We start from the raw sequence: 25,195 nt of genomic DNA on the forward strand, positions 1-25,195 counted from the left end.
AACTGCCGTCTCAGCTAATCTTTCTTCATCATACACTCGCTCCCATCTGTCTGCTAGGTGGGGGCTATTTGACCCTCACGAAGAATCGTTGAATACTTGCCGGCGCAAGGCTCGTGGTTTTTCAAGATGAACATTGTCACGAAGTCGAATGACAAAGGATTGTCCCTCTTTTTTATAACGATCCAAACGCTCCAATTTACCATAAGCGCGATCCATGACCATAATAAAATCAGTGTTTTCTAACGATTCACTTATCGGTCCGTCATGCTTAGAGCCAATCGTTTCCGTCACTTGAAGTGGCTGCATGTTTCGATCCTGCAAGGCTACATGTAGCTTCACAGCAGAACGTTCGCCGTGGTATGGAGCCCAAGGCAACCGTGTTTTTCCCACCGTCATCGTCGTGGAATCAATGAGTAGTAATTCTTTAGGAAAGGCCAGCTTCCGCCTCGTTTCACGGTTGCATTTACGGACAAGCAGATGAAAAAGTGCCTTAAATACTTCAAAAGGTACATCTGCTGCTTTGCCTGAAAAGCAAGAATAGTGCACCTTGGGTAAACCAATACGGGAGGCACGGTCCGCGCCGAAACGGTAACCTGACCATTCTTCACTTGCCGCAGCACACCAATACTGTAACAAATGATAAACGGTAAACTTTCGAGCTGTGTCCACATAACCGACGGCTTGAACGACGAGTGCAACTTCTTCAGGTGTTAGTATGGATTGAAGGATCGATGGAATCGTGATAGACTTTTTCATGGAGTCGTCACCTTTCGGTTGGTTTGTAGGGGTACAAACATTTTACCGAGTTGACGACTCTTTTTCTACCATTTAGTGGTTAATCAACAGGCCTGAGATGAAACAGGATTCATGAAGGTGGCTTACGTCGTCGGCGGCATCGATATTGAGGGAACAAGGATGTGCGGGGCATTTGGTCGGCGAGAATGAGTCCGTAAAATTTCGGCTTACGGCGCTGGATGATTAAATACACTGCAGTGTCAGTTAAAAGAGGCTACTCCGTGCTTAACGAATCTACCGACTTCGTCACATAGAAATTAAAACAAGCTACCGAAGGAACGAGCGCCTGCTAGGCTTTCTCTAACAATGCTTTCTCCCGTGATATAGTAAGGTTAAGCAGTACGAGAAAACAAAAAGGCAAGCACAGGCAAGGTTTGCCTGTGCTTTTTGAGGCGCTCAGCAATCCATGTATTGCTGAGGCTTCTCTTTAATTAAAAGCGATGTTCTTGATTTCGGCAAAGGACAAGCCGCTGGAGTAGCCGGTTTTGGCGACGGCATCCACGACGAAATATACATTACCTGTATACCAGGATGGAATATCGATTGAAGCTGAGCCGTAGTCGTCGCGAACCTCTTCACGGTAAAGCTCGAAATCGCCGCTGCCCAGACCGTCAGCATAAACATGGATGTAAGCGGAGTGGTTGGTTGATGTGATTGCGTAGGACCAGTCGAATGTAACCTGGCTGATGCCGCCGGAAACATAAGATTGGCCTATCACCTGAATGTGGCAGTCCACATAAGTGTTCGTCGCATATTGAAGAACGTATGCGCCTGTTGATGTTTCGTCGTGCTCACGGAAAGAGGCTGTGCAGTTCCCGGACCCGGTGTCTGTGTTCACCGTCCATTGAATCGGATCGGCGCCGGCTAATGCGGACTGACTGAATGTAAACATCAGAAAAATAGCCAGAAGCAGAATGACAGACTTTCTTAATCTCATTATATCACTCCAGTAAAATTGATAGTTATAGCGACATGGCGCTATATTCCAAATCATATCGAATTTACCTATAAAGTAAATATGTATTAAGCTCTAGAATGCTGTCGATTTCTTGGAATAAAAGGGGAATTCATTGTCGATTTATCGTTTTTGCTGAGAGGAACGGTTAGGCGGAAGCCGTATTCTTTGGCGGCAATCCAATCCTTGAGAAGTGTTTTTGCTTATGCATTCGCCAGAAAAGATTATTAACCGGTCCGGAATTTTGTTAACAAAAGTAAAATAAAATGGTTGCATTAGTAAATTAAGGGACATATAATAGTTCGTATGGAAAGGGTTGAGCTTGGGGGAGATAGAAATGCGGATTATTGCCAAGTCAAATGCAGTTACGAAGGCGCGGATTGTGAAAGGGTTGACCCAGCGCGAGCTGGCTGAGCGAACGGGGCTGAGCTACGCTTATGTCAGTTTGCTGGAGCGGTCCATGAAAACGATCGGACCCGGCACGGCCAAAAAGCTGACGGAGGCGTTGGAGCGTCCGTTTGATGAACTGTTTGAGCTGCAGTAATGCTGGAGGGGACGCGGTCTGATGCAAACAGACCCTTCTGGAATGGCTGCGGATGCTCAGTCACTGAGCGAAGCAAGGACAGGCCGGAATGCCCGGCCCGCAGTACAGAGCAGGCGGCGCACAGAGCAGGCAGCAAAACAGCAATCCCTCGCATCGTGTACGCCTGTGCGGCGGAGATGCGGGGGATGTGCATTTCAGCAGGGAAGCAAAAGTCTTCCATGTCAGTTCCAGCCGACGACTTTATTTTTGCCTGTCGTTTTGGCCTTGTACATGGCTTCATCTGCTTGCTTGACCAGTTCGTCAGCATGGCCACCCTTCTTCAGCTTGCTGTATCCCACACTTACGGTGACAATCGTTTCCGATTCGACGCGGGCGCGGACGCGCTCGGCCAGTTCCTCGACAGCCGCATCCGCATCCGTTACCATCACGACCATTTCTTCCCCGCCGTATCGTCCGCAGATGCCGCTTTCCGCTGTTTCATCCTTTACGATCTGAGCCACCTGCTTGAGCACCTGGTCGCCGATCTGATGCCCTTTCGTGTCGTTCAATTTTTTAAAGTTGTCGATGTCGCTGAAGATCACGGACACCGGCAGCTGCTGCTGAATGGCCTGGTTGAGACGATTATGAAAATATTTGCGGTTGTACAGCTTGGTCAGGCCATCGGTGATGGATGACGTGTAGATCGCCTGCATAATTTCGATGATGCGCTCGAAGATGAACAGAAACAAAATGATGTGGAACACAAATGGAATCGTTTGCTCCAGCAGCTTGAGCAGCGGCTGCTCGTCAGCGAATATGTACATATTGGCCATATGCAGCGTATGCGCAATAAAATAAAATGTCAGCATCGCTTGATATTTGCCGTTTTGCCCGATGCGCGGGTTTACGAGCAGGAAGCTGAGAAAAACAAGCAGAAACAGATACAGCTCCAGACCAAGCGGCTGCAGCAGCTTCGCTTGCTCGGCGGTGCTTGACAGCCAGTAAGGAGCAAGCCAGTAGGTGGAGCAGGCGGCGCCTGTCATCAGGAAAAAGAGGATAATCACGACGCCATGTCGCTTGCGGGTAGGGTTATATAGCTGGAAAATGCCGATGTTGATCATCATAAACGCCAGCACCTTCAAGGTCAGCTCCATAAATTGCTCCATGTCCCCCGCTTCGGCGCTCCAGGCCCGGCTGATCAGCTGCCCATATTGCACGAGTGTAATGGTAAGCGCGATCAGCATCGAGAAGTAGCCAACCTTGCGCCGTGACAGCAGCAGACGAATGGATAACAGCATGGTCATGATAATGATGACCGACAGCATGGAATGAATCCATAACATGCCTGGCGGCCCGAATAAGCCTTGTGAAAATGTCAAGCGATCCATAACCGGGATGCGGCCTCCGTCCTGCGCCTAAAGTTGGTTCTCATTATACCAAACCTATATTCGAGTAGGAAGTCTTGTTCTGCCTTTTCATACCTGATAGGATGGAAGATAGAGAGGCACCATGTGCAAGCAAGCTTGGTACATCATGGCTCAAGGCGCCATACAACTTTGGAAAGACCGGAGGTTTGTTTGATCATGCGAGTGCTTCAGGCATTATTTTTTCCGCCGGAACAGCCGGGCGGGGTATCGTCGATGGTCCCCTTCATGCTGGACCGGTTCAATAAACGCGGGTGGGAGATGGAGCTGTTTTCGCTGCCCAAGCGTATTCGCAATAAAGGCAGTGAAGAGGTACAGTTCGAAACCTTCGATTGGACGGTGTATGCCGGTCATCCGGTGGTCGACAAATATATACAGACGGTGAAGGATTATACGTGGTGGACGAAGCTGCGCATTCAGCGTTCCTTTGATTTGATTCATGCGCATCATCCGATTGCCGCTATGGTGATGAAGCAGGTATTTCCCGATACGCCGCTTATTATGACCGTCCATTCGAGCTATGAGCGGGAGCTGATTTTGAATGGGAAAATTGCGGTCAACGGTCCTGAGCATCAATTTCTGACCTCGGTGTACCGGGAGCTGGAGGAGAAGGCCGACCAGCTGATTACGGTGTCCAATTCATTCAAGCAGTATTTGTCCGACTACGTGCAGGAGCCGGAGCGGATCGGAGTCATTCCGAACGGCTTCGACGAGAAGCGGTTTCGGCCGGTGCATCATGAGAACAAGGTGCCGCAGCTAATCTCCGTTTGCCGGCTGGTTCCGGCCAAGGGACTGGATACGCTGCTGCGCGCTTGCGCCGACCTGAAGCGCCGGGGGCATAAATTCGTGCTTCATCTGATCGGAGACGGCCCGATCCGTACGGAGCTGGAGGAGCTGGCCGTGGAGCTCGATATTTATGAGGAAACGATTTTTTACGGCTATATTTTGCACCCGGAAGATTTTATGCCGTTTTTCGATGTATTTGTGCTTCCGTCGCGTGCGGAGTCATTCGGCTCGGTGTATGCCGAGGCTGCCTTGTGCGGGCTGGCTGTTGTCGGCACCCAGGTAGGCGGCATCGCAGAGCAGATTGAGCACGGCGTCAACGGCCTGCTTGTGCCGGTCGACGATGTCTCCGCATTGTCCGTAACGCTGGAGAAGGTGATTGGCGATCCGATGTACCGCTACCAGCTGTCGCGGGTGGCGCTTGACAAAGCCTTGAAGTCGTATTCGATGACCCGCGTCGTGCAGCAGCTGCGTACGGTGTATCGCTCGTACCGCAGCAAGGAAAGCTGAGTGCCGCTCAAGCCGCGGCTGTTGACCGGGAAGCGGGCAAGAGCTAACGAAAGTGGGAATGAATCACGGAGCGAACCTTCCGGAAAACCTGGCCGCTGGTCAGGTTTTTTGTTCCTTTGGATGAGGTGAATGAATGCGTGGGGGAATGATTGGATGGGCGAGGGGGGCCTCTGGGAAAGAGGAAAGGGGAAGGCAGTCCTCCCGGCTGCGCAGGTTACGGACGCTGTATGTTGCGCAGCCGGGAAACTTGAAGGTTGCTTTTGCAAACGAGAAGTACGATTGGGCCTATGATCTGGAGGCTGCCCGAGACGCTACGACAGCAGCTTGAGCAGCACGATGCCGGCGAAGCCAATCATCAGGCCGACGGCCTCCAGCCGCTTGAAGCTCTCGCGCAGTACAAACCGCGCATACAGCATGACGATGACGACGTTGGCGGCGGTCACAACCGATACAAGGCCGGTCACGCCGAGCTTGAATGCAGGCATCGCAAACATCATGCCGCATGCATTGGTGATGCCGACAGCCATTCCCCACAGCAGCGTTTTGCGGCTAGACCACCATGGCTTGTTGTTCGCCTGAGTGGCGGTTGCCGACTGGCTCGGCGCAGAGCGGGCATTCGCATGAGCAACTGCAACTGCCGCTTCGTTCACTTCGTAAGCTGCGGCTGGCCGTGAATCCACTCCCTGAGTGATGACCGCAGGTTCGGCCGCAGCGGCTGTCTCCTGCGGGGCGAGCCGGAGGCTGCTGCGGGCTGCCGCCGCCCGGCGCAAATCGAGCAGCCAGGTTGCGCCGAACAGCAAGCCGCCGGTGCCGTACATCAAGGCCAGCGTAGGAAAGGTGGCGGCATGCAGCAGCGTGGCCTGCTTGGTGAAAAAGTCTGTCAGGCCAAAAAACAGCATCGTCAGCACACCCCACTGGGCGCCCTGCAAGTTGCGCAGCGATAAATCTCCGGAGTACCGGACCAGCATCAGCCCGGTCATGATGACGATAAAAGCAAACAGCTGGCCGACGCTTAGCCGCTCGCCCCATACGGCAAAAGCGAGCAGCACGACAACAACGGGCGGAAGCCCGGTAAACATGGCGACCAGCGACGCCTTGCCGACCGCGTAGCCTTTGTACATCGAGGCATTGGAAATAAAGGAAAATAAGCCCATTAGCGCGCCCAGCCATACACCGCCGGACCAGGGCTCATGCATCAGCAGTGAGCCGCTTACTGTAATGACGGTGCCTGATATATAGACGCCCAGCAGCATCAAATTGCGGTTCAGCGGTTGTTTCGAAGACCATTGGTACAAAATGCCCCGTAATCCAAAGCTGATGGCCGAGGCACACGCGAGTAAAAACCACATGAGGTGTCAAGCTCCTTAGCAGGTAGATATAAGTAAATGTGAGTAAAGGAAAGTAACAGCAAATAAAAGCGAGTAACAGCAAATAACGAAAAATAACGGCAAGCGGCAGTGGGTGTAAAATCAAGGCTCGTAAATCATGTTGACGGTCATGCCGCCGTCGATGACCAGGTTTTGCCCGGTGATGAAGCCGCTCTCCGCTCCGGTCAAGTACAGGCAAGCGGCCGCAATATCTGACGGCGTGCCGACGCGTCCGACCGGGTGCTGCAGCCGGTCCCGCTCGGAATGGGCGGGGGTGGTGCGTGCGGACATTTTTTGCCAATCGCCCGTTTCGATCCAGCCGGGGCTGACGGCATTTACGCGGATGCCCAGCGGGCCCAGACTGACCGCCATGGCATGAGTCAGCGCGAGCAGCCCGCCTTTGGAAGCGGCGTAGCTTTCGGTATTCGCCTCGGACATCAGGGCGCGGGTGGAGGCAATATGGACGATTGCACCCGAGCTGCGAGCTTTCATCAGACGTGCGGCTTGCTGCGAGCAGACGAAGGCCCCGCGCAAATTGGTGCCGAGCACTTCGTCGAAGGAAGCCAGCGGCAGCTCAAGCATCGGGGCGTTTCGCGAAATCCCGGCATTGTTGATGAGTACGTCTAATCTTCCGTATTCCGAGCCGATGAGCTTGAACCAGCGCTCCACTTGCTGCTCGTCGGCCACGTCAACGGGTAAAAAGCTGCCCTTGCCACCCAGCTTGCCCACTTCCTGCATCAGCTCGCTGCCGGCCTCCCGGTCGAGATCCGCTACGCAAATGTTATAGCCTGCACGGGCATAGGCAAGCGAAATGGCCCGGCCGATTCCTTGAGCGCCTCCCGTGACCGCCGCTACTTGTGTCATCTAACTTCCTCCCTTTCAGGCTGGAGTAGCCGTTGCTTTTTGTGTAGACTATCACTACTATAACTATATAGCATACCATAAAAATGTGCCGGAGGTGCTTAAAGTTGAAACCGGAACAACGACAAAGCCGTGAATTAACGTACAAGGTCGGCTGGAAACGGGAGAAAATTAACCAGGCTCCGGTCCAAGGAACGTCGGCCAATGGGAAGCAGGAGGCAGCCGCTAGCGAAAAAAAGGAGACGGCAGCTAGCGCCAAACGTGCGTCAGCGGCGAGCGAGGCTGAAGCGCCCGTTGTTAGCGAAAAGCAGGAGACTGCGGCTAGCGCAAAGCAAGCAGCTGCGACTAGCGGAAAACAAGCGCCTGCTGCCAGCGGAAAGCGGCCGACCGCCGCTAACAAGAAGCAAGCCGCCGCAGCTAACGGAAAACCGGCGTCTGCGACCAGCGAGCGGCAAGAGCCTGCTTCCAGCAAGAAGAAGTCGTCGGCTGCTGGCAAAAAGCAGGCTTCCGCGACAAACAAAAAGCAGCCGCCTGCTGCCAAACAGCCGCAAGCTTCTGTAACTGGCGGAGAGTGGCTGCCCGCCACAAGCAAGCAGCATGCCTCCGCCGCCGGCAAAAAGCCCTCGCAAGCGCCTGCTAATGCGCCTGCTGCGGCTGGAGCCGAGAGCCTGCTGGCCCGGTGGAACAGGACGCTGCTTTGGCGCAAGGCGCCTGCGCCTGGCGGATTCGGTACGCTGCTCGTTTGTCTGACGGTTTTTCCGGCTGTGTGCTTCGCTTTATTTGTCTGGGCCGTGTATGAGCTGTCCAGACTTTCGTAGGGATAGATTTGAAGGAAAGGAGTGGTTGAATATGATGACGGTACTCGCCATCATTGGGGCGGTTGTCGGGTTGCTGGTAACCGGCTCCGCGATTTATCTCGTCTTGACGGTAGCCATGCGCCCGGTCGGCCAGCAGCAGACTCAGGCGGCTGAGCCGGGAGCAAGCATCGTGGAGAAGCTGCGTGCGATCGACAAGCTCAGAAGCGCGGCTCCGCAGCTGCTGCAATGGACATTTTTTGATTACGCGCTGCTGCTGCTGTTTCTGGTCGGGAACTTGTTTCTGCTAACCGATCTGATTGCGGTGCTGCGTGATGCCGAGGCTTTTCCGCCTTACCATGCGTCGTATTTATTGTGCGGGTTTATTTTTACGCTGACGGCGACATTGATGATGCTGATTCGGCTGGCGCTGGTGCTAGCGGTCGCCCGGAGCGGGCGGTCCGCTGCGGCGGAATACCAGAAGCACGAGCCAAGCCATGCTCAGCATGCCGAATAACGGATACAGCGAGCTGACCAGCGGCTTAAAGCCGAGCTGACTGCCGGCATAGCTGGACAGCAGCACAAGACGCAGGATGATGGCATACCGGATGCCCAGCCGCTGCTCCAGCTGCAGGCACAGCCCGTATACATTGGCAAGCAAGGTGGTGAAAATTTCACCGTAGATGACCAGCAGAAACAGCCACTGCACCCAGCCGCCGACGCTCCCGATCAGTTGACCCATCGGGATATCGAACTGCTGTACGCCGGGCATTTGCGAGGATAGGGCAATGTGGGCGGCGAGCAGCATGGCGCCGATGATGACGCCTCCGATCAGTCCTCCCCGTACAAGAATGCGCCTGTCCTTGATCTGGGCGCCGAGCGGGACAAGCACCGCCTGCGCCATTGCCAGATTAAACGCTGCATACAGAAACGGAGCGAGCCATACGCGTACAGGCGAGAAATCCGAGGTCAGCAGCAGCCAGTTGCTTGCGCCGGGAGAGTCGGCCGCCTGCCACACATTTAGAACACTGAACAGCATCATCATCGGTACGACAATCGTATTCACCGTCATAATCGCTTCCATGCCGCGCACAAGCAGCACATAGGCGGCTGCGAGCGTCAGCAGCAGTCCGAGCTGATAAGGAATATGCAACGGCTCGGCGAACACGGCTCCGCCGCCGGCCAGCATGACCATGCTGACCCCGAGCAGGGAGATCAAGGTGATCAGACTGATGCAGGCTCCCGCACGCGGTCCGAATAGCAGGTTGTTGACATCCTCATAAGACCGGGAGTCCAGCTCACCGGCCACGACCATCAGCTTGATGCCAAGCCATGTAAACAGCAGTGTGGCGATACCGATTGTAATCGTTGCCATTGAGCCGTACCGGGTAAAAAATTGTAAAATTTCCTGCCCGGTGGCGAAGCCGGCTCCGACTACAGTACCAATGTAGGTGAAGCTGACCTGCATGACGCTTCCCCATGTTTTCATACGGGATGGGCTCCCTTCCTGGACGGCTTGTATATCTAACCATATGAAACTTGTACGGGCCTGATGACTTGTTTCTGCTATTGGGAAACGGCGGCAGTTTCTGGTACAATGAGCTTAGGCATGTCTGTCACCTGCAAGAGATGCCTGGGAAATTCAGGCAGTTTGGGGCGTGTCATCTTGGAACACTTACTGGGATTAATTGAGCAGTATGGATATATCGCCTTGTATGGGCTATTGGCACTAGGTATTGTCGGCATACCTGTGCCGGATGAAATTTTAATGACGACTGTAGGCACGCTGACCATTGGTCGGGATCCGTTGCTGCACTTTTTTCCGTCCTTGGCTGTAAGCTTCGCCGGATCAATGACTGGAATGCTCATCAGCTATTGCTTGGGACGGGCAGTGGGCAAGCCTTTTTTAACGAAATATGGCCGCTGGATCAAGCTGACGCCTGAACGGCTTGCGCTTTCGGAGCGGTGGTTTTCCAAATACGGCCTCTGGGCGGTTGCCTTTGGCTACTACGTACCGGGTTTGCGTCACCTTACGTGTTACTTGTCAGGGGTAAGTAATGTGAACTTTTTCCGTTACCTGCTGTTTGCAAGCTCCGGGGCGCTGGTCTGGTGCATGACCTTTCTGTCGCTTGGTCACCTGATTGGCCGCAAAGCGCCTGTGCTGCTGCACGCTGCGGAGCCGTATCTCGGAGCTTGTGCGATTGCACTCATTCTCATCCTGATTGTCGTCGGAGTGATCTTCTATCGCCGCCGTCAGCGGAGGCGTACATCGTCAGCGGGCTCGAAGTAAGCAGGCTTCGCGGGAAACGAAGTACAAAGCAAAGAAGCCTGGGCAACCACGGGTACGTGATTGCTCAGGCTTCTTCAGGCCGCTTCCGTGCATCAGAGCAGGAGCGATCTGCGATTATTCGGCAAATAACTTGATCGAGTTGACCTTCTGCGTCTTCGGGTCGATATCCAGCTTGAGAATGGCTCCGCTGGCCTTGTAGGTGAAAACGTAGGTGGAGTTGGTCGTCGGCTTGCCCAGCGCCTTGCTGACTCCGGCTACCGGATCGCCCAGCTTCAAGCCGTTCAGTCCCGGGTCGATATCCGCACTGCGGACATCAATAAAATGGACTTCTTTTTTGTCATTGAAGCCAATGAGAAAATCGCTGTAGTCATAGACGGAAATCGGATCGACGTCATCATCCATCACAAATTCATCCTTGGGCTTGCCGAACTTGTTTAAAATTTCTCCCGCGCTTGTTTTCAAGGTCAGTCCAAGCAGCGTTGGTTTCGCTTGCGTGTACGGGTTTTCAATCTCGATCTTGGGTTTGGCGCCGGCAGCGGTTTTTCCCTTGGCGCCGGAGGACGGCTCGGGTTCTGTCTTGGCGTCCTTGTCGGCGCTCGCCAGTGATACCTTCTCGTTGTTGGGCAGCGGAGTAGCGGGAGCCGGTACCGAGCTGTCCGCCACAGGCTGACTCGTTTCAGGCGCGGGAGCCTGGGTAACAGTCTGCTGCTGTGGCGGCAGCGGCGCCGCTGGCTCGGCAACTGGCGGCGGCACAGGCTGCTTGGATTGACAGCCGGGTGTGAAGGCGGTCAGGCATATGGCAACGGACAAGAAACCGATGAAGGATCTCTTTCGTTTCATCATGTACTTCCTTTCCGTGGGTCTTGTAATCGTCTAGGTGAGGAACCTTTCTAATCATACTCTTTCGCTGTATGGTTCACAAAGACGAAAAAGCTGCAAATAACGCTAAAAATTATGAAAATAGGCCATTTTCATTTTCAAAGTTGCTGAATCGCGTTGGCAGACTTTCTTTCCCCGGTTCTTACCCTTTTAGACGAAAGTTAAATCATAAAGTTGCAGTTTTCTTAATAATTTTGGAAAACTCCATATTTTTTTAGCAGGCTGCTACTTGAAAGGGGGTTTGCCGATGTGATAAGTTTACGAAAAGACGGTTCTACTATTGAAAGGCGTGGGGTTATGGAGCTATTGAAGCAACGCATAAAGGAGCAAGGTATCGTCCTGTCGGATGAAGTGCTCAAGCTGGACGCAATTTTGAATCATGCTGTCGATCCGGTGCTGACGACCGAGATGGGACGTGAATTTGCCCGTCTGTTCCGTGAGGAGCAGGTGACCAAAATTATGACAATCGAATCCTCAGGTATTCCGATTGCGTTTGCGGCTGCACAGGAGCTTGGCGTTCCGCTGGTATTTGCCAGACGCAAGAAGCCGCTGAATACGGACACGGAGACGTACTGTGAGCGGGTTCCTTCGTTTACAAAGGGGTTTGTGACGGACATTATGGTGTCCAAGGAGTTTCTGGACGAACAGGACCGGGTGCTGCTGATTGATGATCTGATTGCGAATGGAGCGGCCGCACGCGGTCTGATCCGGATTATTCGCCGCTCGGGCGCTGCGCTTGTCGGGGTCGGGATTGCGGTGGAGAAGTCGTTCCAGCCTGGCGGACGGACGATTCGCGAATCTGGCGTGCGGGTAGAGTCACTTGTAAAAATTTCGTCGCTGGCGAACGGACAGGTTCATTTCGAGTAGCAACATTTGCACATGACGGAAAGCAGCGAATGCCTTCCATATCGGCGCATTTTCCTTTATAATAGTAGCAGTGACTTTTTATTCAGCTTGAACAGCAGCAGTTGGTTCCGACTGACTACTTGGGGGAGGTGCTACTAGCATGGGCAAAGAAATTCCGGCAGATTTTTTTGTGACGAAATTAGGTGAGGCCAAGGTTCATTTCGAACGTGCCCTTGATTGTAAACATACGGACTTCGACGATCTGTATCCTTATATGATTGAGCATCCTCAGTTTTTTTGGTACAAACGTTATGTGGCCTGGTCTGAATTGCTGACGATCGTGAAGCTGTGCAAGGAACTGGACATTGCTTGGGAGGATCAGTTTACCGAGCAGCAGGTCGAGTATATTCATAAACGTGTAATGTCCAGCAAGGTGCTTGACTACTGGTTCGAAACGAATGATTCCAGAGAGCATGTGGGTTAACCCCTTGCTTGACTGACGAGAAAAACCTGAATGCCGTTCGTGTGCATTCAGGTTTTTTTGCAGTTCGCTTCTCCGCCAAGACGCACGTCCCATCGTTCGCTCAGGATGAGGAGGGGAGAACGCCCATCGCTTCGATTTGCTTGCGTGTGTCCGCTGTTCCCAGCCGGTGCAGCAGCATGTAGATTTCCGTTAGCGTCCAATCGTAGGCATCATTTTGCTCGTCGTCGGACAGCATCCGTAAGGGAGTAAGTCCGCCCATGAACGTTGTTTGTTCGTCGTCCTCCTTGTCCTCGAACAATTCCTGCAGCTGATCAATTTCTTCCTGGTTCGCCTGAATTTCGAATTCAAAATTGCCTGTCATGGCTGCCGGCTCCAAAATTTCTCCGCTGCCGACAGCGATATAGTACGTTTTTTTGTCCATAGGGAATAGGTTCCGCTCCTCGTCTGGGATATGGCGCACTTTTATTGTATCCCCTGATTGGTGTATATTTATGAGACCTATTCTTGTGCTGAGCACGGCCATGGGCCGAAAGGAGACAGAGAATGATTACCGAAGAGGAACTTGATCGCTACCGGGTCGACGGGACGATGCTTCGTGTTGTGCGCGACGCGGACAAGGCCAATGACGTCAAAGGCATCGTGGTGGCCTGGGACGAGGAGACGGTGATGGTCCGCAGATTGAACCGGCGAATTGTCAAGCTGGACCGGGCGTACCATTACCAGCCCTTCAGCGAGCCGCGAACGGAGCTGTTCGGCGGTCCGGAGCTTGCGCCCTGACGAACGAGGCAGCCGGACCTGAGCAACAGGCATCACGCATGAGACCGCGTAATCAGGGAAAGCTAGTTTTAAACGCATTTTCTTGAGGGCGGTGACTTGGATGGAGCAGAGGCAATCGGAGCTGATCCGGCTTGCGGGTGGATTTCTGCTGCGTGTGCATCCGGCAGAGCGGGGCGTTAGCGGTGAAGTGATTATGCCTGATGCCGCCTGCGACGCGCAGGGCCGTATGTCCGGTACGCTGCTGTTCCATGCTCCGCAGCAATTAACGCGCGAGGAGTTGGCGGAGTGGTCCAACCAGGCGGTTCGGGCTTATTTGGAAGGATGAAGCCGCGCAGAGCCAATCGAGCGGGGGACAGGGGACGGCAAGAAGCATAAATTCGCCGCGGCACTCATATCGTAGTACCTGGGATGACAGCGTCAGGGGAAGGTGGCGTGGGATGAAGCAGGGCTCTGCAATTCGGGGAACCATCTACGGGATTTTATTTACGATTCCGATCTGGGGACTTATCATCTGGGCAATCTATAGCTGGTGGATCGCGGATTAAAAAATATTAAAAAATCGTTTGACATCCGAATCAAACGATGATATTATACGTCTTGTCCCCTAATAAAGGACGAAATAAATAGGATATGCGTTCGTGGCGGAATTGGCAGACGCGCTAGATTCAGGTTCTAGTGGGGTAACAGCCGTGGAGGTTCGAGTCCTCTCGAGCGCATCAGAAAAACCCTTGTACAGCAAGGGTTTTTTGCTGTTTCAGACTTATCTATTTACGTCAAACCCCTCCTGATACCTTATCGTACCCGATCCAAGAGCATGACTCTCGCATGTGGCAGATTTTCCACCATTACGCGGACGTAGCGGCGCTATGTGTAAGCTTTTCTTTAACGGGTGGCGTGTTTTTCTTCTGTATAGGGATCGTCGTCATGGGGGGCGCTCAAGCGCTTCTCTATCCGACGCTGACCTCGTACTTGTCTTTTGTGCTGCCTCAGGCGAGTCGCAACATGTTAATTGGATTATTTGTCGCTACGGCTGATTTAGGCGTCTCGCTGGGAGGGGTTATGATGGGGCCTGTCGCGGATCTGACCTCCTATTCCTCGATGTAAATGATTGCGCTTTGGTGGGCGTGTCGATGCTCCTGTGCACTTATGTTCGGCGACCCGGCTGCTAAACGAAGCGATCCGTCCGTTTCATAAGCTGACCCCGAGCTTGCTCGCAAGCGATCAGCAAGGCTAAGCTCGGGTGCATGGCGCCTTTTCAGCGCCGGCAGCCAGCATTTTCGAGCCATTCTCTTTTGAGTAAAGCATATTGAAAGGTGTTTTCGTATTTGGGTGTTCCATCCTCGTTGGTGGTGAAGGAGATAAACTCCATAAAGCAGCCTTCCTTACGCATTCCTAATTTTTCACATAGCTTTTGTGATCTTACGTTATCGTCCTCAACATACGCATAAAGCCTTCTGGCTTTTTTTTGTGTAAATAGATATTGGAGGAGAGCTTCCGCGCTTTCACGAGCGTATCCCATTCCTTCATACCTGCGATTGAAGTTCCATCCTATGCTAAACGTATCAGGCTCCTCATGCATATAAAACAGTTCCCCTATAAGCTCAGGGCTCTCCTTCAAGCAGACTGCAAGATAGGAGTCTTCACTACTTCTTTTTTGAAGCTTAGCAACGGCTTCTTCTAATGTAGAGGCTTGATCGCCAAGGAAGCAGCTCACTCTGGGATTCGCCGCATATTCCATAAAGCCTTGGGCATCTGTCACGGAAAAATTTCGTAAGATCAAGCGATTGGTTTCAAGGATTTTCATGGGTAGTTCCTCTCTTTCGACTCATGGTTTTGTGAAGCAGTTGAAAAGGCGTACTACACTTTTCCTTCTTCCTTCCCCGATCTTGAAAATAGTTCAATCCATTTATTTTTGTAAAAGCACCCGATAATGAAAGCAAGAATAGAGATAATGGTTATCAGGGTGGCGACCGCATATTGTTCTTGATGCCGCATGAGACAGCTTGGCTGCTTGTATAACCTCCTCATCACTCGCCTCCAGGCGACCGTAACGAATGTTATCGGCCACAGTCCCGGAAAAAAGATGAGTATCCTGCAATACAATTCCTAGTGAGCGGCGTAAATCAGCCTTTCGAATGCGTCGAATATTGATGCCATCATCAAGGATTTCGCCCTCTGTAAAGTGCGCCAAACACAAGCGATATCAGCGCAAATAGCAACAAAATCAAGCCATATTTAGTTATCGGGCTCATATAGTTCCTCCACTACTTCCCTTATTGATTAATTCCGCCATTAACCATGAAATCATGACCTCCATAGCAACCTCCCCAAGCAAAAAAAAGAGAGTCAGCCATGCATTTTTTTTGAAATCTCTCACACTTTGGAGCAATTTTCTCAACATAAAAAATCTCCTTTTTAGCAGGTAAGCTTTTTGCAGCATGTAGATGAAATGTGTCAATACGTGCTATCATAAACTGTATAGTAACTATACAGTCAATACGATTTTCCATTTCTAGGGAGGCAGCGATGAATCGAGCCGACATGCTATCCATTAGCGCTTTTTCCAAAGTGTCAGAGGTTCCACGCAAAACGCTGATTTACTATGATCGTATCGGGGTGTTCAAGCCGGCTTTTGTTGCCGATAACGGATATCGCTATTACCATCGCAGCCAGCTGGAAACAATGGGAGTGATTCATGTCTTCAAGGAGCTCGGTATGTCCCTTGAGGAAATTCGTGAGCATCTGGGCCATCGTACTCCTGCTCGATTGCTTGAGCTTCTGCGCAAGCAGGAGGAGATTGTTCAATTGCAGATGGCCAAGCTTGAACGAACCCGGCAAATGATAAGCCTGCAAGCAGAGAGAATTGAGCATTCGATTCATGTAAACACAAGCCGGATGAAGGTGATCTGGCAACCCGGGATTCCTTTGCTGCTGAGTCGCCGTATTCATGCCTCCAAGACGGACCTTTCCGAATCTCTCTGGGATGATTTTCAAATGCGTCTGGAGAGAGAACATGCGCCAATCGGATATCCGAACGGCGTTATTGTTGAGCAGGCGGATTTACTGAAGAGAAACGGAGACATGGTGTCCCATATGTTTAGTCGCATGGAAACTCATTCTGAAGAGCAACACTATATGTCGGAGGGATTTTACTTGGTTTCGTACACGAGGGCGGATTATGGAGATACGGATAAAATTTATCCGCAAATCTTTGATTGCATAGAAAAGATGAAATATGTTATCATCGGCGATGCCTACGAGGAGTACTTGCAGGATGAGGTGTCGCTGCAAAAGCCGGAGGATTATCTGGTCAGAATTATGGTTCAGATTAAGGAGCCCTCCGACGTGAGGATGTGAGCTGTGGAGTTATATAGACTTTTTACCTAAAAAAAGAGTGGAAATTTGTCGAAGGAGTGCCTTTATGGTTAAAAAGTCTCATCCCTTTTGCCGATATAGTATTAAGTAATTATTATCTATAATAAGGGGATAGCTCATGGCTTTCAAAAACTCGCGCATCATTCGTGCCGTACTAACATTCTCTTCTATTCGTCAAACGGCGGGGCGAATTGTGCTATCTACACTGCTCACCGTCCTTGTCTGTGTTTCGGTTTTGTCGTTTACGTTCTACAATCCTACCTCCAGTGAGGTCAGAAGCCAATCAGAGAAGCAAATGGAGCTGAATACGAGGCTGCTGGCCAAGGAAGTTGACAGCAGAATGAAAGAAAAGCAGACTATCATTAAAATGCTTGCGGAGCAAGGAGCAGAGCTGGGTAACGACAAACAGAAGCAGATCCAATTGCTTACAAAGGCACAGAAGCTGCATCCTGAATTTACAACGATTTTGTATTCGCCTGATGCGACGGGCAAGTTTGCCATGGACTCCACAGGCAAGGAATTTGATTTATCTCAGCGTCCTTATGTAAAAGAGATACAGGCAGGACGCGCTTACGTCTCTGAGCCGCTTATTTCTAAAGTAGATAATAAGCTGGGCGTGGGAATTGGCGCTCCGATCCTGAAGGATGGCCAGCCTGTCGGCTTTTATACAGCAGGCTATCCGATTAATGACGTCGTCGAAAACATTGCCCGCTTTGAACAAGGCGCGACGGGAAGAGCGCTTATGACGACTGCGGATGGAACGTTTATTTATTATCCCGAGGAGTCTTTTATTTTAAACAAAAAGGTTGCTGATTTGGGTATCCCTGTATTAAACGAAGCATTTGCTCAAGCGGTGAAGGGCGATTACAAGGCCATTCATTTCCAGGAAGAAGGCGTAGAGCAGCTTGCTTATATGACCAAAACGGATCTCAATTGGATCGTTGCTACTTATGTGAATGAGAGCGAGTTTTTAAAACCGGTTAATGAGTTGCTCAAGCTTCTACTCATCGTAGGGTTAATCATTGTTGTGGGAGCGCTGCTGCTCAGTATTCTGATTGCGCTGCGAATCGTACATCCTATTCGTCAATTAACACACGGCATTGATCTGCTGGCGCAGGGCGATCTTACGTATCGCATTCCCGTCAAAGGCAAAAACGATATTAGCGCAGCTCTTCATTCCTTTAATACGGCAGGCGAGCAAATGCATCAGTTAATGAAGGACGTTGCAGGCTTAACCGGGCAATTGACTGAATCGGCAAAGCAGCTTGCGGCAGGCGCCGATCAAGGGGCACATGCATCGCAGAATATTTCGGAGGCCATTATGGTTGTGGCTGAAAGCTCGGAGCGGCAGACGTCCAGCGTACAGGATGGCAGCGATGCAGCGGAAAATATTGCGGTACAAATTAACGGCGTTGCAGCACATAGCTCAGATGTATCAGCGATCGCCTCTGAGGCCACTACCTTGGCAAAAGACGGCTCTGCGGCTATGAATACGCTTGGCAGCAAAATGGACGAGATGGAGCTCGGCATTCGTGAGTTGTCCGGCACCATTCAAGACCTCAGCAGCTTGTCTACCAAAATTGGCGGGGTTGTGGGCATCATTAGCAGCATTGCTCGCCAGACGAATATTCTTTCCTTGAACGCAGCCATTGAAGCATCGCGCTCTGGCGAGGCTGGTCGAGGCTTTTCCGTCGTAGCTGATGAAATCCGGAAGCTTGCAGGACAGTCGATGGCATCCGCGGAGCAAATCGCCGGCTTTGTTGAGAGCATTCAGCTTGAGATCAAGCGTACGCTTCGCGCGTCTGAACAGACTGTAGGGCAAGCTGCTCAAGGCAGACAAGCAGGCGAAGCGGCAAGCGAACTGTTTACGCACATCCGTTCATCTGTTGAGCAGGTTGCAGACAGCATTCGAAACGTTTCGGCAGCGGCCGAGGAAATTGTTTCCTGCACTGGCAGCCTGGTTGACTCGATTCGCCTCATCGCCGATTCCGCCAGCGAAACTGCGGCTGAATCCGAAAATGTTTCGGCTGCCGTCCAGCAGCAAATGGCCTCGATGGAGGAGATTGCTTCCTCCTCCGCAGAGCTAGCCAACATGGCAGAGAAGCTTCGGACGCAAATGGATAAATTTAAGCTTTAGCCGGCTGAATTTTACCGTTGCGGTGTAGCGAAACCTCCTTACTAAGGATTGCGCGATTATGGAAACCTCCGGTCAGCTGGCCGGAGGTTTTTCAGGTTCCATAGCGGTTGTTTTTGAATGAAGCAACTTGATAAATGCTTGAGCCGCGTCCGATAGTTGAACCGACTTAAGCTTTACAAAGGCGATTCCTCTTGGAGAGGTTCTACATGTTGTCCTCGCAAAAAATCGGCGGCATTGCATGCCGTGGTTTTGGACGGATAAAATGCGTACACAAAACGGATATAATCGTTCATGTACAAAGCGAAGGCCAGTCTCTAATATAATTTAGTGATAATGATTTTCAATGATTTGGCGGTCAACCAGGGGGAGGACATAAGGATGAGGGCTTTACGGTTAAGTATGATTGTGCTGCTGATGTGGACGCTGGCAGCTTGCGGAGCAGGCGGCTCAGGCGGCTCAGGCGGTACAGTCGGTGCTGGGGAACCGGCCGTTGCAGCAAAGCAAAGCGAAGGTGCGGCCAAAACGGCGGCGCCGGAAGCAGGCGGGACGGGGGCAGGCAAGGAAAAAGTAATCAAGCACGCGATGGGGACGACGACGTTGACCCAGCAGCCGGAGCGGGTCGTTGTGTTGTTTAACGGAATGGTGGACAATGCTGTTGCGCTCGGCGTTAAACCGGTCGGCGCTGTGGAATCGTGGGAAGAGAAGCCGTGGTACAAGTTTCTGCGTGACAGAATGGACGGTGTCAAAAGTGTAGGTGAAGAAACTCAACCTAATATGGAAGCTATTATTGCACTGAAGCCGGACCTGATTATCGGAGTGAAAACCCGTCATGAGAAAATTTTGGCCCAGCTGACCGCTATTGCGCCGACGGTAATGGCCGAAAATTTGTTTGATTGGAAGGAAAACCTGAAGCTCGGCGCGGCCGCGATGTACAAGGATAAGGAAGCGGAGCAAATTTTGACGAACTGGGACAAGCGGGTAGCCGATTTTAAGCAAAGGGCAGGCAACATGCCAGGTACGACCGAGGTTTCGATTATGCGTTTCGAAAGCGACGGCAGCACCCGTTTTTACGTGACCGGCTTTGCGGGGACGATTTTTCAGGAGCTGGGCTTTGCCCGGCCGAAGGCGCAGCAGGTGGAAGGCAAAGCGGTTGTAAACCTGACATCCAAGGAGCAGATGGCGCAGCTTGACGGCGATTATATGTTCGATGTGACCCGTTATTCGGAAGGGGATTTGTCCAACAAGCAGGCTTACGATGCCTGGACCTCGCATCCGCTGTGGAAAAATCTCAAGGGAGTGAAGGCTGGTCACCATATTCCGGTGGATGTGATTAGCTGGAATTTGAGCGCGGGAGCTTTGGCGGCAAATGCGATGCTGGACGATTTATACAAGCATTTCCAGATTAAGTGAAGTATTCGTTCTGTGGCAGCGGGCGAGTCGGGTTCATCACGAGAGGACAAGGAGATAGGCCAATGACAGCAAGAAGAACAACCGGCTGGAGAGCCGTCGGGCTGGCAGTTTGCTGTGTGGCGCTGCTCCTGACAGTGGTCGCAAGCCTATTGTTCGGTGTGGCGACCTACAGCCCGTCCGTCGGCTGGTCGGCCGCATTTCATTATGACGAGTCGGTGATGGAGCAGATGATCATTCGAACGACCCGGATGCCGCGGATGTTGATTGCGGCTGCAGTCGGAGCGAGTCTGGCTGTGGCCGGCGCGTTGATGCAGACGCTGACCCGCAATCCGCTCGCTTCGCCAGGTATATTGGGCGTCAATGCCGGAGCGAGCTTCATGGTCGTGATGGCCGTGGTGGTGTTTTCGATGTCGTCGATGCAGGCGCTCATGTGGCTGGCCTTTGCCGGAGCGGCGCTGGGGGCGGTTGCGGTTTATGTGCTTGGCTCGCTGGGGCGGGAGGGCTTGTCGCCGATGAAGCTGGTTTTGGCTGGAGCGGCGATTACGGCGTTATTTTCTTCCTTCACACAGGCGATTCTCGTGCTGAACAAGCAGGGGCTTGGCTCGGTCATGTTTTGGCTGACCGGTACGATTGCGGGCCGCGAGCCGGATATGCTGATGGTCGCCGGACCTTATATGGCGCTTGGCGCAGCGGCTGCCTGGCTGCTGTCCGCGCAGCTTAATGTGCTGACGATTGGCGAGGAGACAGCCCGGGGACTGGGGCAGCGTACAGCCTGGCTTAAAGCCGGGGTTGGGCTTATCGTGCTGATCCTTGCGGGAGGCGCGGTTTCGATTGCCGGTCCGATCGGGTTTATCGGGGTTGTCGTGCCGCATATGGCGCGTTTTGCGGCCGGACAGGACCATCGCTGGGTGCTGCCCTATTGCGCTGTGCTGGGCGCGCTGCTGCTTGTTGCAGCTGATCTGGCGGCGCGTTTTCTGATCATGCCGGAGGAGGTGCCTGCCGGCGTGATGACCGCGTTGATCGGCGCGCCATTTTTCATTTATATCGCGCGGAGGGGGCTGGTCCGGTCATGAACAGCTTGACGCGAGCCAAGGAGGCTATCCGTCCGTCACAGAGTCCGCTCCGCAACAAAGCCGTGAGGATCTCGGCTGTGCTGCTGGCGCTGCTTGTCATGATGGCTACGCTCAGCGCGGCCCTCGGCGATATGGTCATCTCGCCGGTGCTTGTGCTCCGCGCTGCATTTGGCTTCGGGGAGCAGGCCCATGTTATGGTCGTGCAAATGCTGCGGCTGCCGAGAATCGTCACGGCCGTGCTCATCGGAGCAGCCTTGGCGGGCGCAGGCGCGCTGCTGCAGGGGATGCTGCGCAATCCGCTCGCGTCTCCTGACATTATCGGGGTGACCGGCGGCGCTTCCGTGGCGGCAGTCATGTTTCTCACCTACGGAGCAGGCCAGCTTAGCATCCGTTTGCTGCCGGCATTTGCACTGTTGGGAGCGGCGATTGTGACGGCGGCGTTGTATATGCTGGCATGGAAAAAAGGGACGGCGCCTGTGCGGCTGGTGCTGATCGGCATCGGCCTGTCGGCCTTGATGTCTGCGGCGACGACGATGATGGTCATTTATAATCCAAAAAATGACGCCAGCCAAGCTTATGTATGGCTGACAGGCTCCATTTATGCGGCCAACTGGGAAAATGTGCTGACCTTGCTACCCTGGACGCTGATTTTACTGCCGCTGGCCTTCATGCTCGCCAGACACGTTAATATCGGCCAGTTGGGCGATGCACTGGCGGTCAGTGCAGGCAGCGCCGTTGAACGGAACCGTTTGCTGCTGCTGCTGCTCGGCGTTGGGCTGGCTGCGTCGGCGGTGTCTGTGGCCGGAGGCATCGGCTTCGTTGGCTTGCTTGCCCCGCATATGGCGCGCAAGCTGGTCGGCTCGAACTTTGCCCGCCTGCTGCCCGTGTCGGCGCTGCTTGGGGCGCTCATTGTACTGCTGGCCGACCTGGCTGGACGGACATTGTTTTTGCCGCTGGATGTGCCTGTCGGGGTGTTTACGTCGGCTGTCGGCGCGCCGTTTTTCATTTATTTGTTGTATACAAGCCGGAATGCGTAAGCCTGGGCCGGACATTCCGCTGCAGGCGGCGCCAGCCGCTATTCATGCTGAGAGGGTGAGCCATTGTTGAAAAGGTTAAGTGAAGCTGGAGAAACGCCGGTGGCCGATCTGATCCGGTCGCGTCGGACGGTTCGGGTGTTCAAGGATACACCGGTAGATGAGGAGCTGCTGCTGCAGCTGCTGAATGTGGCAGTTTGGGCTCCGAACCACGAGCAGCGGCAGCCGTGGCGGTTTATTTTGTTCCAGGGGGATGCGAGACGCGCCTTTGCTGAAGCGATGGTGCAGACGTATGATCCGGAGGAGCGGGCTCAATACGGCGAGAAAAAAAAGCAGTACCTTGAAGCGGTCCCCGCTCATCTGCTCGTGCTGCAGAAGGAGGACCCGCGCCAAAAAAAATGGGATGAGGACTACGCAGCCGTGTGCTGTCTGATTCAAAATTTCCAGCTGGCGGCCTGGGAGCAAGGGCTTGGCGTCGTCTGGAAAACAAATCATTACAATTATAGTCCCGAGTTTCGCGCATCCATGGGGGTGCAGCCGGGGGAAAAAATTGTTGGCGCGCTTCATATCGGCTATCCGCAGGTCGTGCCCAAGGCAAGCGAGCGTATTCCGGCTGAAAATGTGCTGACGGTCTTTCACTAGACGCGAGAACAGGCTATACTGGAGTTGATGATAATAATTCTCAATGAAGGTGAGCCATCATGCCGTCTTACCGTGCTTCCTTTTATTCCTTTCTATGCTTATCTTCGTTCCGCAAACGGGTATGTCGTTCGCGGCAAACCTTGCTGCGCCGAACCATTCCCTGCGACATGCTTATGATTGTCGCGCGGGGAACAGCTCTGCTTCGTCTGAACGGCCAAGTCCTTGCCGCGCAGCCGGAGCAGATTTTGTTTTTGCGCGCATGGATGCAAGTGGAGCTGCTGCCAGAAGCCAGCGGCGTCGAATATTATATGCTGACGCTCCGGACGCTGACCGTCAATAAGCGGCGAGGAGGGTGGGACTGCTCCCCGTGCGGGGCGAACGAGGCTCTTGCCTGGCTGCCTCCAGGTTTGCTGAAGGCAAGCGCCGCCGGGAAAATAATGGAGTTGCTGGAGCAATTCCATCAGGCTGGCGAGGCAGGCAACGCCGGCGCACAGCAGGCGCCGCAGCTTCTGCTCGATGCGCTGCTGCCGCTGCTGCATGACGGGGCGTCCGGGCCTGAAGCGCTGCAGCAAAGCTTGCAGGAGGCGGACGGTCTGGAGCGCAGCACCGCTTATTTGCATGCGCATTACCAGGAGCGGATTAAGCTGGAGACGTTATCGAGCCTGGCGGGTCTGACGCCTACTTCGTATTCCCGCAGCTTTAAGCGGGCGAAGGGCGTGTCGCCCATGGACTATTTGAATGCCATTCGCATGAATCAGGCCAAGCGGCTGCTGGAGGAAGGGCGGGTCACAATCAAGGCTGTGTCCCAATCGGTCGGCTTCGGCAACGAATTTTACTTCAGCCGCGTATTTAAGCGGGAAACCGGTCTTTCGCCTTGTATGTACGTGCAGCGGAAGGAGCTGCGCATTGCGGTGGCGTCAAGCTTCCGCTATGAGGACTGCTTTCGTTCGATGGGTGTGGAGCCAGTAGCGGTTATGAACGGTTGGGATGACGGCTGCCGGATCGAGGAAGCCAGCGCTGCCTGGATTCGGCAGCAGCTGCAGAGTCTGAAGCAGGCGCGACCCGACCTGATCGTCGCCGATTGCCGGCACCAGCCGATCTATGAGCAATTGAAGCAGATTGCGCCGACCGTGATGCTCGGCTTTACGGTCGATTGGCGGACCACTCATCGGAAATTGGCGGAGCTGGCAGGCCGTGAGCAGGAGGCGGGCCATAATATCGGGCAGGTGGAGCGCCGAATCCGGGAGCTGCGCGGGCTGCTTAACTCGGCTTGCACAGATGAAACCTTTTGCTTCCTGCGTCTGTATAGCCGGAAGGTCAGGGTGCAGGGAATCGTCCAGCATCCGATGAATACGCTGCTGTACACGGAGCTGGGGCTCAAGCCCAGCTACCGGGTGCCGCTGGACCTTCCCTATCTGGAGTTTGAGCTGGACAAGGCGCCGACGCTTGATTCGGATCATCTGTATGTGTACGATAATCGGGAGGAATCGGAGAACGAGGCCGATCTGCTGACACGGCTGCAGCCGGGCGCGGCTTGCGGCGGGACGCCGCTCGACGTTAGCCGCCGGGTTCGGCTGGCGTCGAACTGGATCGGCCGGAGCTGGTCGCCGCTAGGCCAGCATCAGATTATGGACGAGCTGCTGCAGGGAAAGCTGTAGCGGCTTGTTCCCGTACGTATGTCGGACTTGTTGCCCCGGGCAGGGCCGGATGGCAGGCTTTGTGGCAGTTGACAGCAGGGAATTATAAAGTATATTATAGACATGTTAAATCCTTGATTGAGGTGGATGGTTGGATGAAATATTCGAAGGCGACCAATTACGCCCTGCACACGATGCTGTTTCTCGTGGCCGCTAGTCCGAATAAGCCTGTCGGCGTGCAGCAGCTGGCGGAGCGGCAGAATGTTTCCCCTACGTATTTATCCAAAATATTGACCAAGCTCGTCAAGGCCGGCATGATCGAATCGGTTTCAGGGGCTAACGGCGGGTATACGTTAAAGCGGAACTGGGAAAATCTTTCGTTTCTCGATATTATTCATGCGATTGAAGGCACGGCGTCCTTATTTGATTGCGGGCTGGATCATGGGGACGGATGCCTCATTCAGAAGGTGATGCTGTCGGCGGAAGAAGAGCTTGAGCAATATTTGGAGCGGCAAAAACTATCTGAGCTTGCCAAAAAAATAACCGTGGCTCCCTAAGCCACAGCTATTTTTTATATAATCAGAGATATAAAGAATCTT

The 25,195-nt window shown here is 53.2% G+C and carries 27 protein-coding genes, 1 tRNA gene and 1 pseudogene; 19 read left to right on the top strand and 10 right to left on the bottom strand.

The annotated features are described in order from the left end of the window. Window positions 1-75: 75 nt before the first annotated feature. Both AC6ROY_RS11975 and AC6ROY_RS11980 read right to left on the bottom strand, forming a co-directional pair. Complete coding sequence (locus AC6ROY_RS11975) at window positions 76-756, bottom strand: transposase (RefSeq protein ID WP_500100674.1); 681 nt, start codon at window positions 754-756, stop codon at window positions 76-78. Window positions 757-1,222: 466 nt separating this feature from the next. Continuing rightward, window positions 1,223-1,732, bottom strand: coding sequence for a hypothetical protein (locus AC6ROY_RS11980; protein WP_500100676.1), 510 nt, complete (start codon window positions 1,730-1,732; stop codon window positions 1,223-1,225). A gap of 355 nt (window positions 1,733-2,087) precedes the next feature. Here AC6ROY_RS11980 and AC6ROY_RS11985 point away from each other — a divergent pair, with 355 nt between their 5' ends. After that, window positions 2,088-2,294: a helix-turn-helix domain-containing protein gene (locus tag AC6ROY_RS11985; RefSeq protein WP_500100677.1), complete on the top strand. Its 207-nt coding sequence runs from the start codon at window positions 2,088-2,090 to the stop codon at window positions 2,292-2,294. 221 nt (window positions 2,295-2,515) lie between these two features. Here AC6ROY_RS11985 and AC6ROY_RS11990 read toward each other — a convergent pair whose 3' ends face one another. Further along, on the bottom strand, window positions 2,516-3,661 hold the full coding sequence (locus AC6ROY_RS11990; RefSeq protein ID WP_500100679.1) for a GGDEF domain-containing protein: 1,146 nt from the start codon (window positions 3,659-3,661) through the stop codon (window positions 2,516-2,518). 195 nt (window positions 3,662-3,856) lie between these two features. On the opposite strand from AC6ROY_RS11990, the gene AC6ROY_RS11995 reads away from it, so the two are divergent. After that, window positions 3,857-4,990 carry a glycosyltransferase family 4 protein gene (locus AC6ROY_RS11995; protein WP_500100680.1) on the top strand — a complete coding sequence of 378 codons (1,134 nt, stop codon included), beginning with the start codon at window positions 3,857-3,859 and terminating at the stop codon, window positions 4,988-4,990. Between the two features lie 311 nt (window positions 4,991-5,301). Here the strand turns inward: AC6ROY_RS11995 and AC6ROY_RS12000 are convergent, their stop codons facing one another. Further along, window positions 5,302-6,339 (bottom strand): EamA family transporter, encoded by a 1,038-nt coding sequence (locus AC6ROY_RS12000; RefSeq protein WP_500100682.1) that lies wholly within the window; start codon window positions 6,337-6,339, stop codon window positions 5,302-5,304. A gap of 120 nt (window positions 6,340-6,459) precedes the next feature. Continuing rightward, window positions 6,460-7,221 carry an SDR family NAD(P)-dependent oxidoreductase gene (locus AC6ROY_RS12005; RefSeq protein ID WP_500100683.1) on the bottom strand — a complete coding sequence of 254 codons (762 nt, stop codon included), beginning with the start codon at window positions 7,219-7,221 and terminating at the stop codon, window positions 6,460-6,462. A 104-nt stretch (window positions 7,222-7,325) separates the two neighbouring features. On the opposite strand from AC6ROY_RS12005, the gene AC6ROY_RS12010 reads away from it, so the two are divergent. Beyond that, a complete protein-coding gene (locus AC6ROY_RS12010; protein ID WP_500100684.1) occupies window positions 7,326-8,036 on the top strand; it encodes a hypothetical protein in 711 nt (236 codons plus the stop codon). Between the two features lie 31 nt (window positions 8,037-8,067). Then, complete coding sequence (locus AC6ROY_RS12015; protein ID WP_500100685.1) at window positions 8,068-8,529, top strand: hypothetical protein; 462 nt, start codon at window positions 8,068-8,070, stop codon at window positions 8,527-8,529. Here the strand turns inward: AC6ROY_RS12015 and AC6ROY_RS12020 are convergent. Beyond that, the gene (locus AC6ROY_RS12020) at window positions 8,449-9,501 is read right to left on the bottom strand and encodes a YkvI family membrane protein (protein WP_500100687.1); all 1,053 of its coding nucleotides are present in this window, start codon (window positions 9,499-9,501) and stop codon (window positions 8,449-8,451) included. The two genes, AC6ROY_RS12015 and AC6ROY_RS12020, sit on opposite strands and share 81 nt — an antisense overlap. 177 nt (window positions 9,502-9,678) lie before the next feature. On the opposite strand from AC6ROY_RS12020, the gene AC6ROY_RS12025 reads away from it, so the two are divergent. Further along, window positions 9,679-10,302: a DedA family protein gene (locus tag AC6ROY_RS12025; RefSeq protein WP_500100689.1), complete on the top strand. Its 624-nt coding sequence runs from the start codon at window positions 9,679-9,681 to the stop codon at window positions 10,300-10,302. 114 nt (window positions 10,303-10,416) lie between these two features. On the opposite strand, the gene AC6ROY_RS12030 is transcribed toward AC6ROY_RS12025, so the two are convergent. Beyond that, window positions 10,417-11,142 (bottom strand): DUF4309 domain-containing protein, encoded by a 726-nt coding sequence (locus tag AC6ROY_RS12030; RefSeq protein ID WP_500100690.1) that lies wholly within the window; start codon window positions 11,140-11,142, stop codon window positions 10,417-10,419. A gap of 336 nt (window positions 11,143-11,478) precedes the next feature. On the opposite strand from AC6ROY_RS12030, the gene AC6ROY_RS12035 reads away from it, so the two are divergent. Together AC6ROY_RS12035 and AC6ROY_RS12040 are read left to right on the top strand one after the other, a co-directional pair. Then, window positions 11,479-12,048, top strand: a complete 570-nt coding sequence (locus AC6ROY_RS12035) for a xanthine phosphoribosyltransferase (protein ID WP_500100691.1) — start codon at window positions 11,479-11,481, stop codon at window positions 12,046-12,048. A 139-nt stretch (window positions 12,049-12,187) separates the two neighbouring features. After that, entirely contained in the window at window positions 12,188-12,511 is a 324-nt protein-coding gene (locus tag AC6ROY_RS12040) for a hypothetical protein (RefSeq protein ID WP_500100693.1), read from the top strand. 100 nt (window positions 12,512-12,611) lie between these two features. Here AC6ROY_RS12040 and AC6ROY_RS12045 read toward each other — a convergent pair whose 3' ends face one another. Further along, entirely contained in the window at window positions 12,612-12,932 is a 321-nt protein-coding gene (locus AC6ROY_RS12045) for a hypothetical protein (RefSeq protein ID WP_500100694.1), read from the bottom strand. A gap of 122 nt (window positions 12,933-13,054) precedes the next feature. Between AC6ROY_RS12045 and AC6ROY_RS12050 the strand changes: the two genes are divergently transcribed. The 4 genes and pseudogenes from AC6ROY_RS12050 to AC6ROY_RS12065 form a co-directional block, all read left to right on the top strand. Next, entirely contained in the window at window positions 13,055-13,288 is a 234-nt protein-coding gene (locus AC6ROY_RS12050) for a hypothetical protein (protein WP_500100695.1), read from the top strand. Between the two features lie 100 nt (window positions 13,289-13,388). Next, entirely contained in the window at window positions 13,389-13,613 is a 225-nt protein-coding gene (locus AC6ROY_RS12055; RefSeq protein WP_500100696.1) for a hypothetical protein, read from the top strand. Window positions 13,614-13,920: 307 nt separating this feature from the next. Further along, window positions 13,921-14,004, top strand: a tRNA-Leu gene (locus AC6ROY_RS12060). A gap of 142 nt (window positions 14,005-14,146) precedes the next feature. Further along, window positions 14,147-14,457, top strand: a pseudogene (locus AC6ROY_RS12065) (staphylopine family metallophore export MFS transporter CntE); the annotation flags it as partial. A gap of 86 nt (window positions 14,458-14,543) precedes the next feature. Here the strand turns inward: AC6ROY_RS12065 and AC6ROY_RS12070 are convergent. Continuing rightward, a complete protein-coding gene (locus AC6ROY_RS12070) occupies window positions 14,544-15,092 on the bottom strand; it encodes a GNAT family N-acetyltransferase (protein ID WP_500100697.1) in 549 nt (182 codons plus the stop codon). Window positions 15,093-15,536: 444 nt separating this feature from the next. Next, on the bottom strand, window positions 15,537-15,689 hold the full coding sequence (locus AC6ROY_RS12075) for a hypothetical protein (protein WP_500100698.1): 153 nt from the start codon (window positions 15,687-15,689) through the stop codon (window positions 15,537-15,539). 125 nt (window positions 15,690-15,814) lie between these two features. Between AC6ROY_RS12075 and AC6ROY_RS12080 the strand changes: the two genes are divergently transcribed. The 8 genes from AC6ROY_RS12080 to AC6ROY_RS12115 all read left to right on the top strand — a co-directional run bounded on the left by AC6ROY_RS12080 (window position 15,815) and on the right by AC6ROY_RS12115 (window position 25,153). Next, entirely contained in the window at window positions 15,815-16,645 is an 831-nt protein-coding gene (locus AC6ROY_RS12080) for a MerR family transcriptional regulator (protein ID WP_500100699.1), read from the top strand. Between the two features lie 136 nt (window positions 16,646-16,781). Then, window positions 16,782-18,800: a methyl-accepting chemotaxis protein gene (locus AC6ROY_RS12085; RefSeq protein WP_500100700.1), complete on the top strand. Its 2,019-nt coding sequence runs from the start codon at window positions 16,782-16,784 to the stop codon at window positions 18,798-18,800. A gap of 378 nt (window positions 18,801-19,178) precedes the next feature. Beyond that, entirely contained in the window at window positions 19,179-20,210 is a 1,032-nt protein-coding gene (locus AC6ROY_RS12090; protein WP_500100701.1) for an ABC transporter substrate-binding protein, read from the top strand. A gap of 62 nt (window positions 20,211-20,272) precedes the next feature. After that, window positions 20,273-21,283 (top strand): FecCD family ABC transporter permease, encoded by a 1,011-nt coding sequence (locus AC6ROY_RS12095; RefSeq protein ID WP_500100702.1) that lies wholly within the window; start codon window positions 20,273-20,275, stop codon window positions 21,281-21,283. Further along, window positions 21,280-22,320: a FecCD family ABC transporter permease gene (locus AC6ROY_RS12100; protein WP_500100703.1), complete on the top strand. Its 1,041-nt coding sequence runs from the start codon at window positions 21,280-21,282 to the stop codon at window positions 22,318-22,320. The genes AC6ROY_RS12095 and AC6ROY_RS12100 overlap by 4 nt, the downstream gene beginning before the upstream one ends. A gap of 66 nt (window positions 22,321-22,386) precedes the next feature. Further along, window positions 22,387-22,959, top strand: coding sequence for a nitroreductase family protein (locus tag AC6ROY_RS12105; protein WP_500100704.1), 573 nt, complete (start codon window positions 22,387-22,389; stop codon window positions 22,957-22,959). A 59-nt stretch (window positions 22,960-23,018) separates the two neighbouring features. Beyond that, window positions 23,019-24,617 carry a helix-turn-helix domain-containing protein gene (locus AC6ROY_RS12110; protein ID WP_500100705.1) on the top strand — a complete coding sequence of 533 codons (1,599 nt, stop codon included), beginning with the start codon at window positions 23,019-23,021 and terminating at the stop codon, window positions 24,615-24,617. A 134-nt stretch (window positions 24,618-24,751) separates the two neighbouring features. After that, window positions 24,752-25,153, top strand: coding sequence for an Rrf2 family transcriptional regulator (locus AC6ROY_RS12115; RefSeq protein WP_500100706.1), 402 nt, complete (start codon window positions 24,752-24,754; stop codon window positions 25,151-25,153). Window positions 25,154-25,195: the final 42 nt, after the last annotated feature.

It is taken from the genome of Paenibacillus sp. sg306046 (assembly GCF_059821225.1).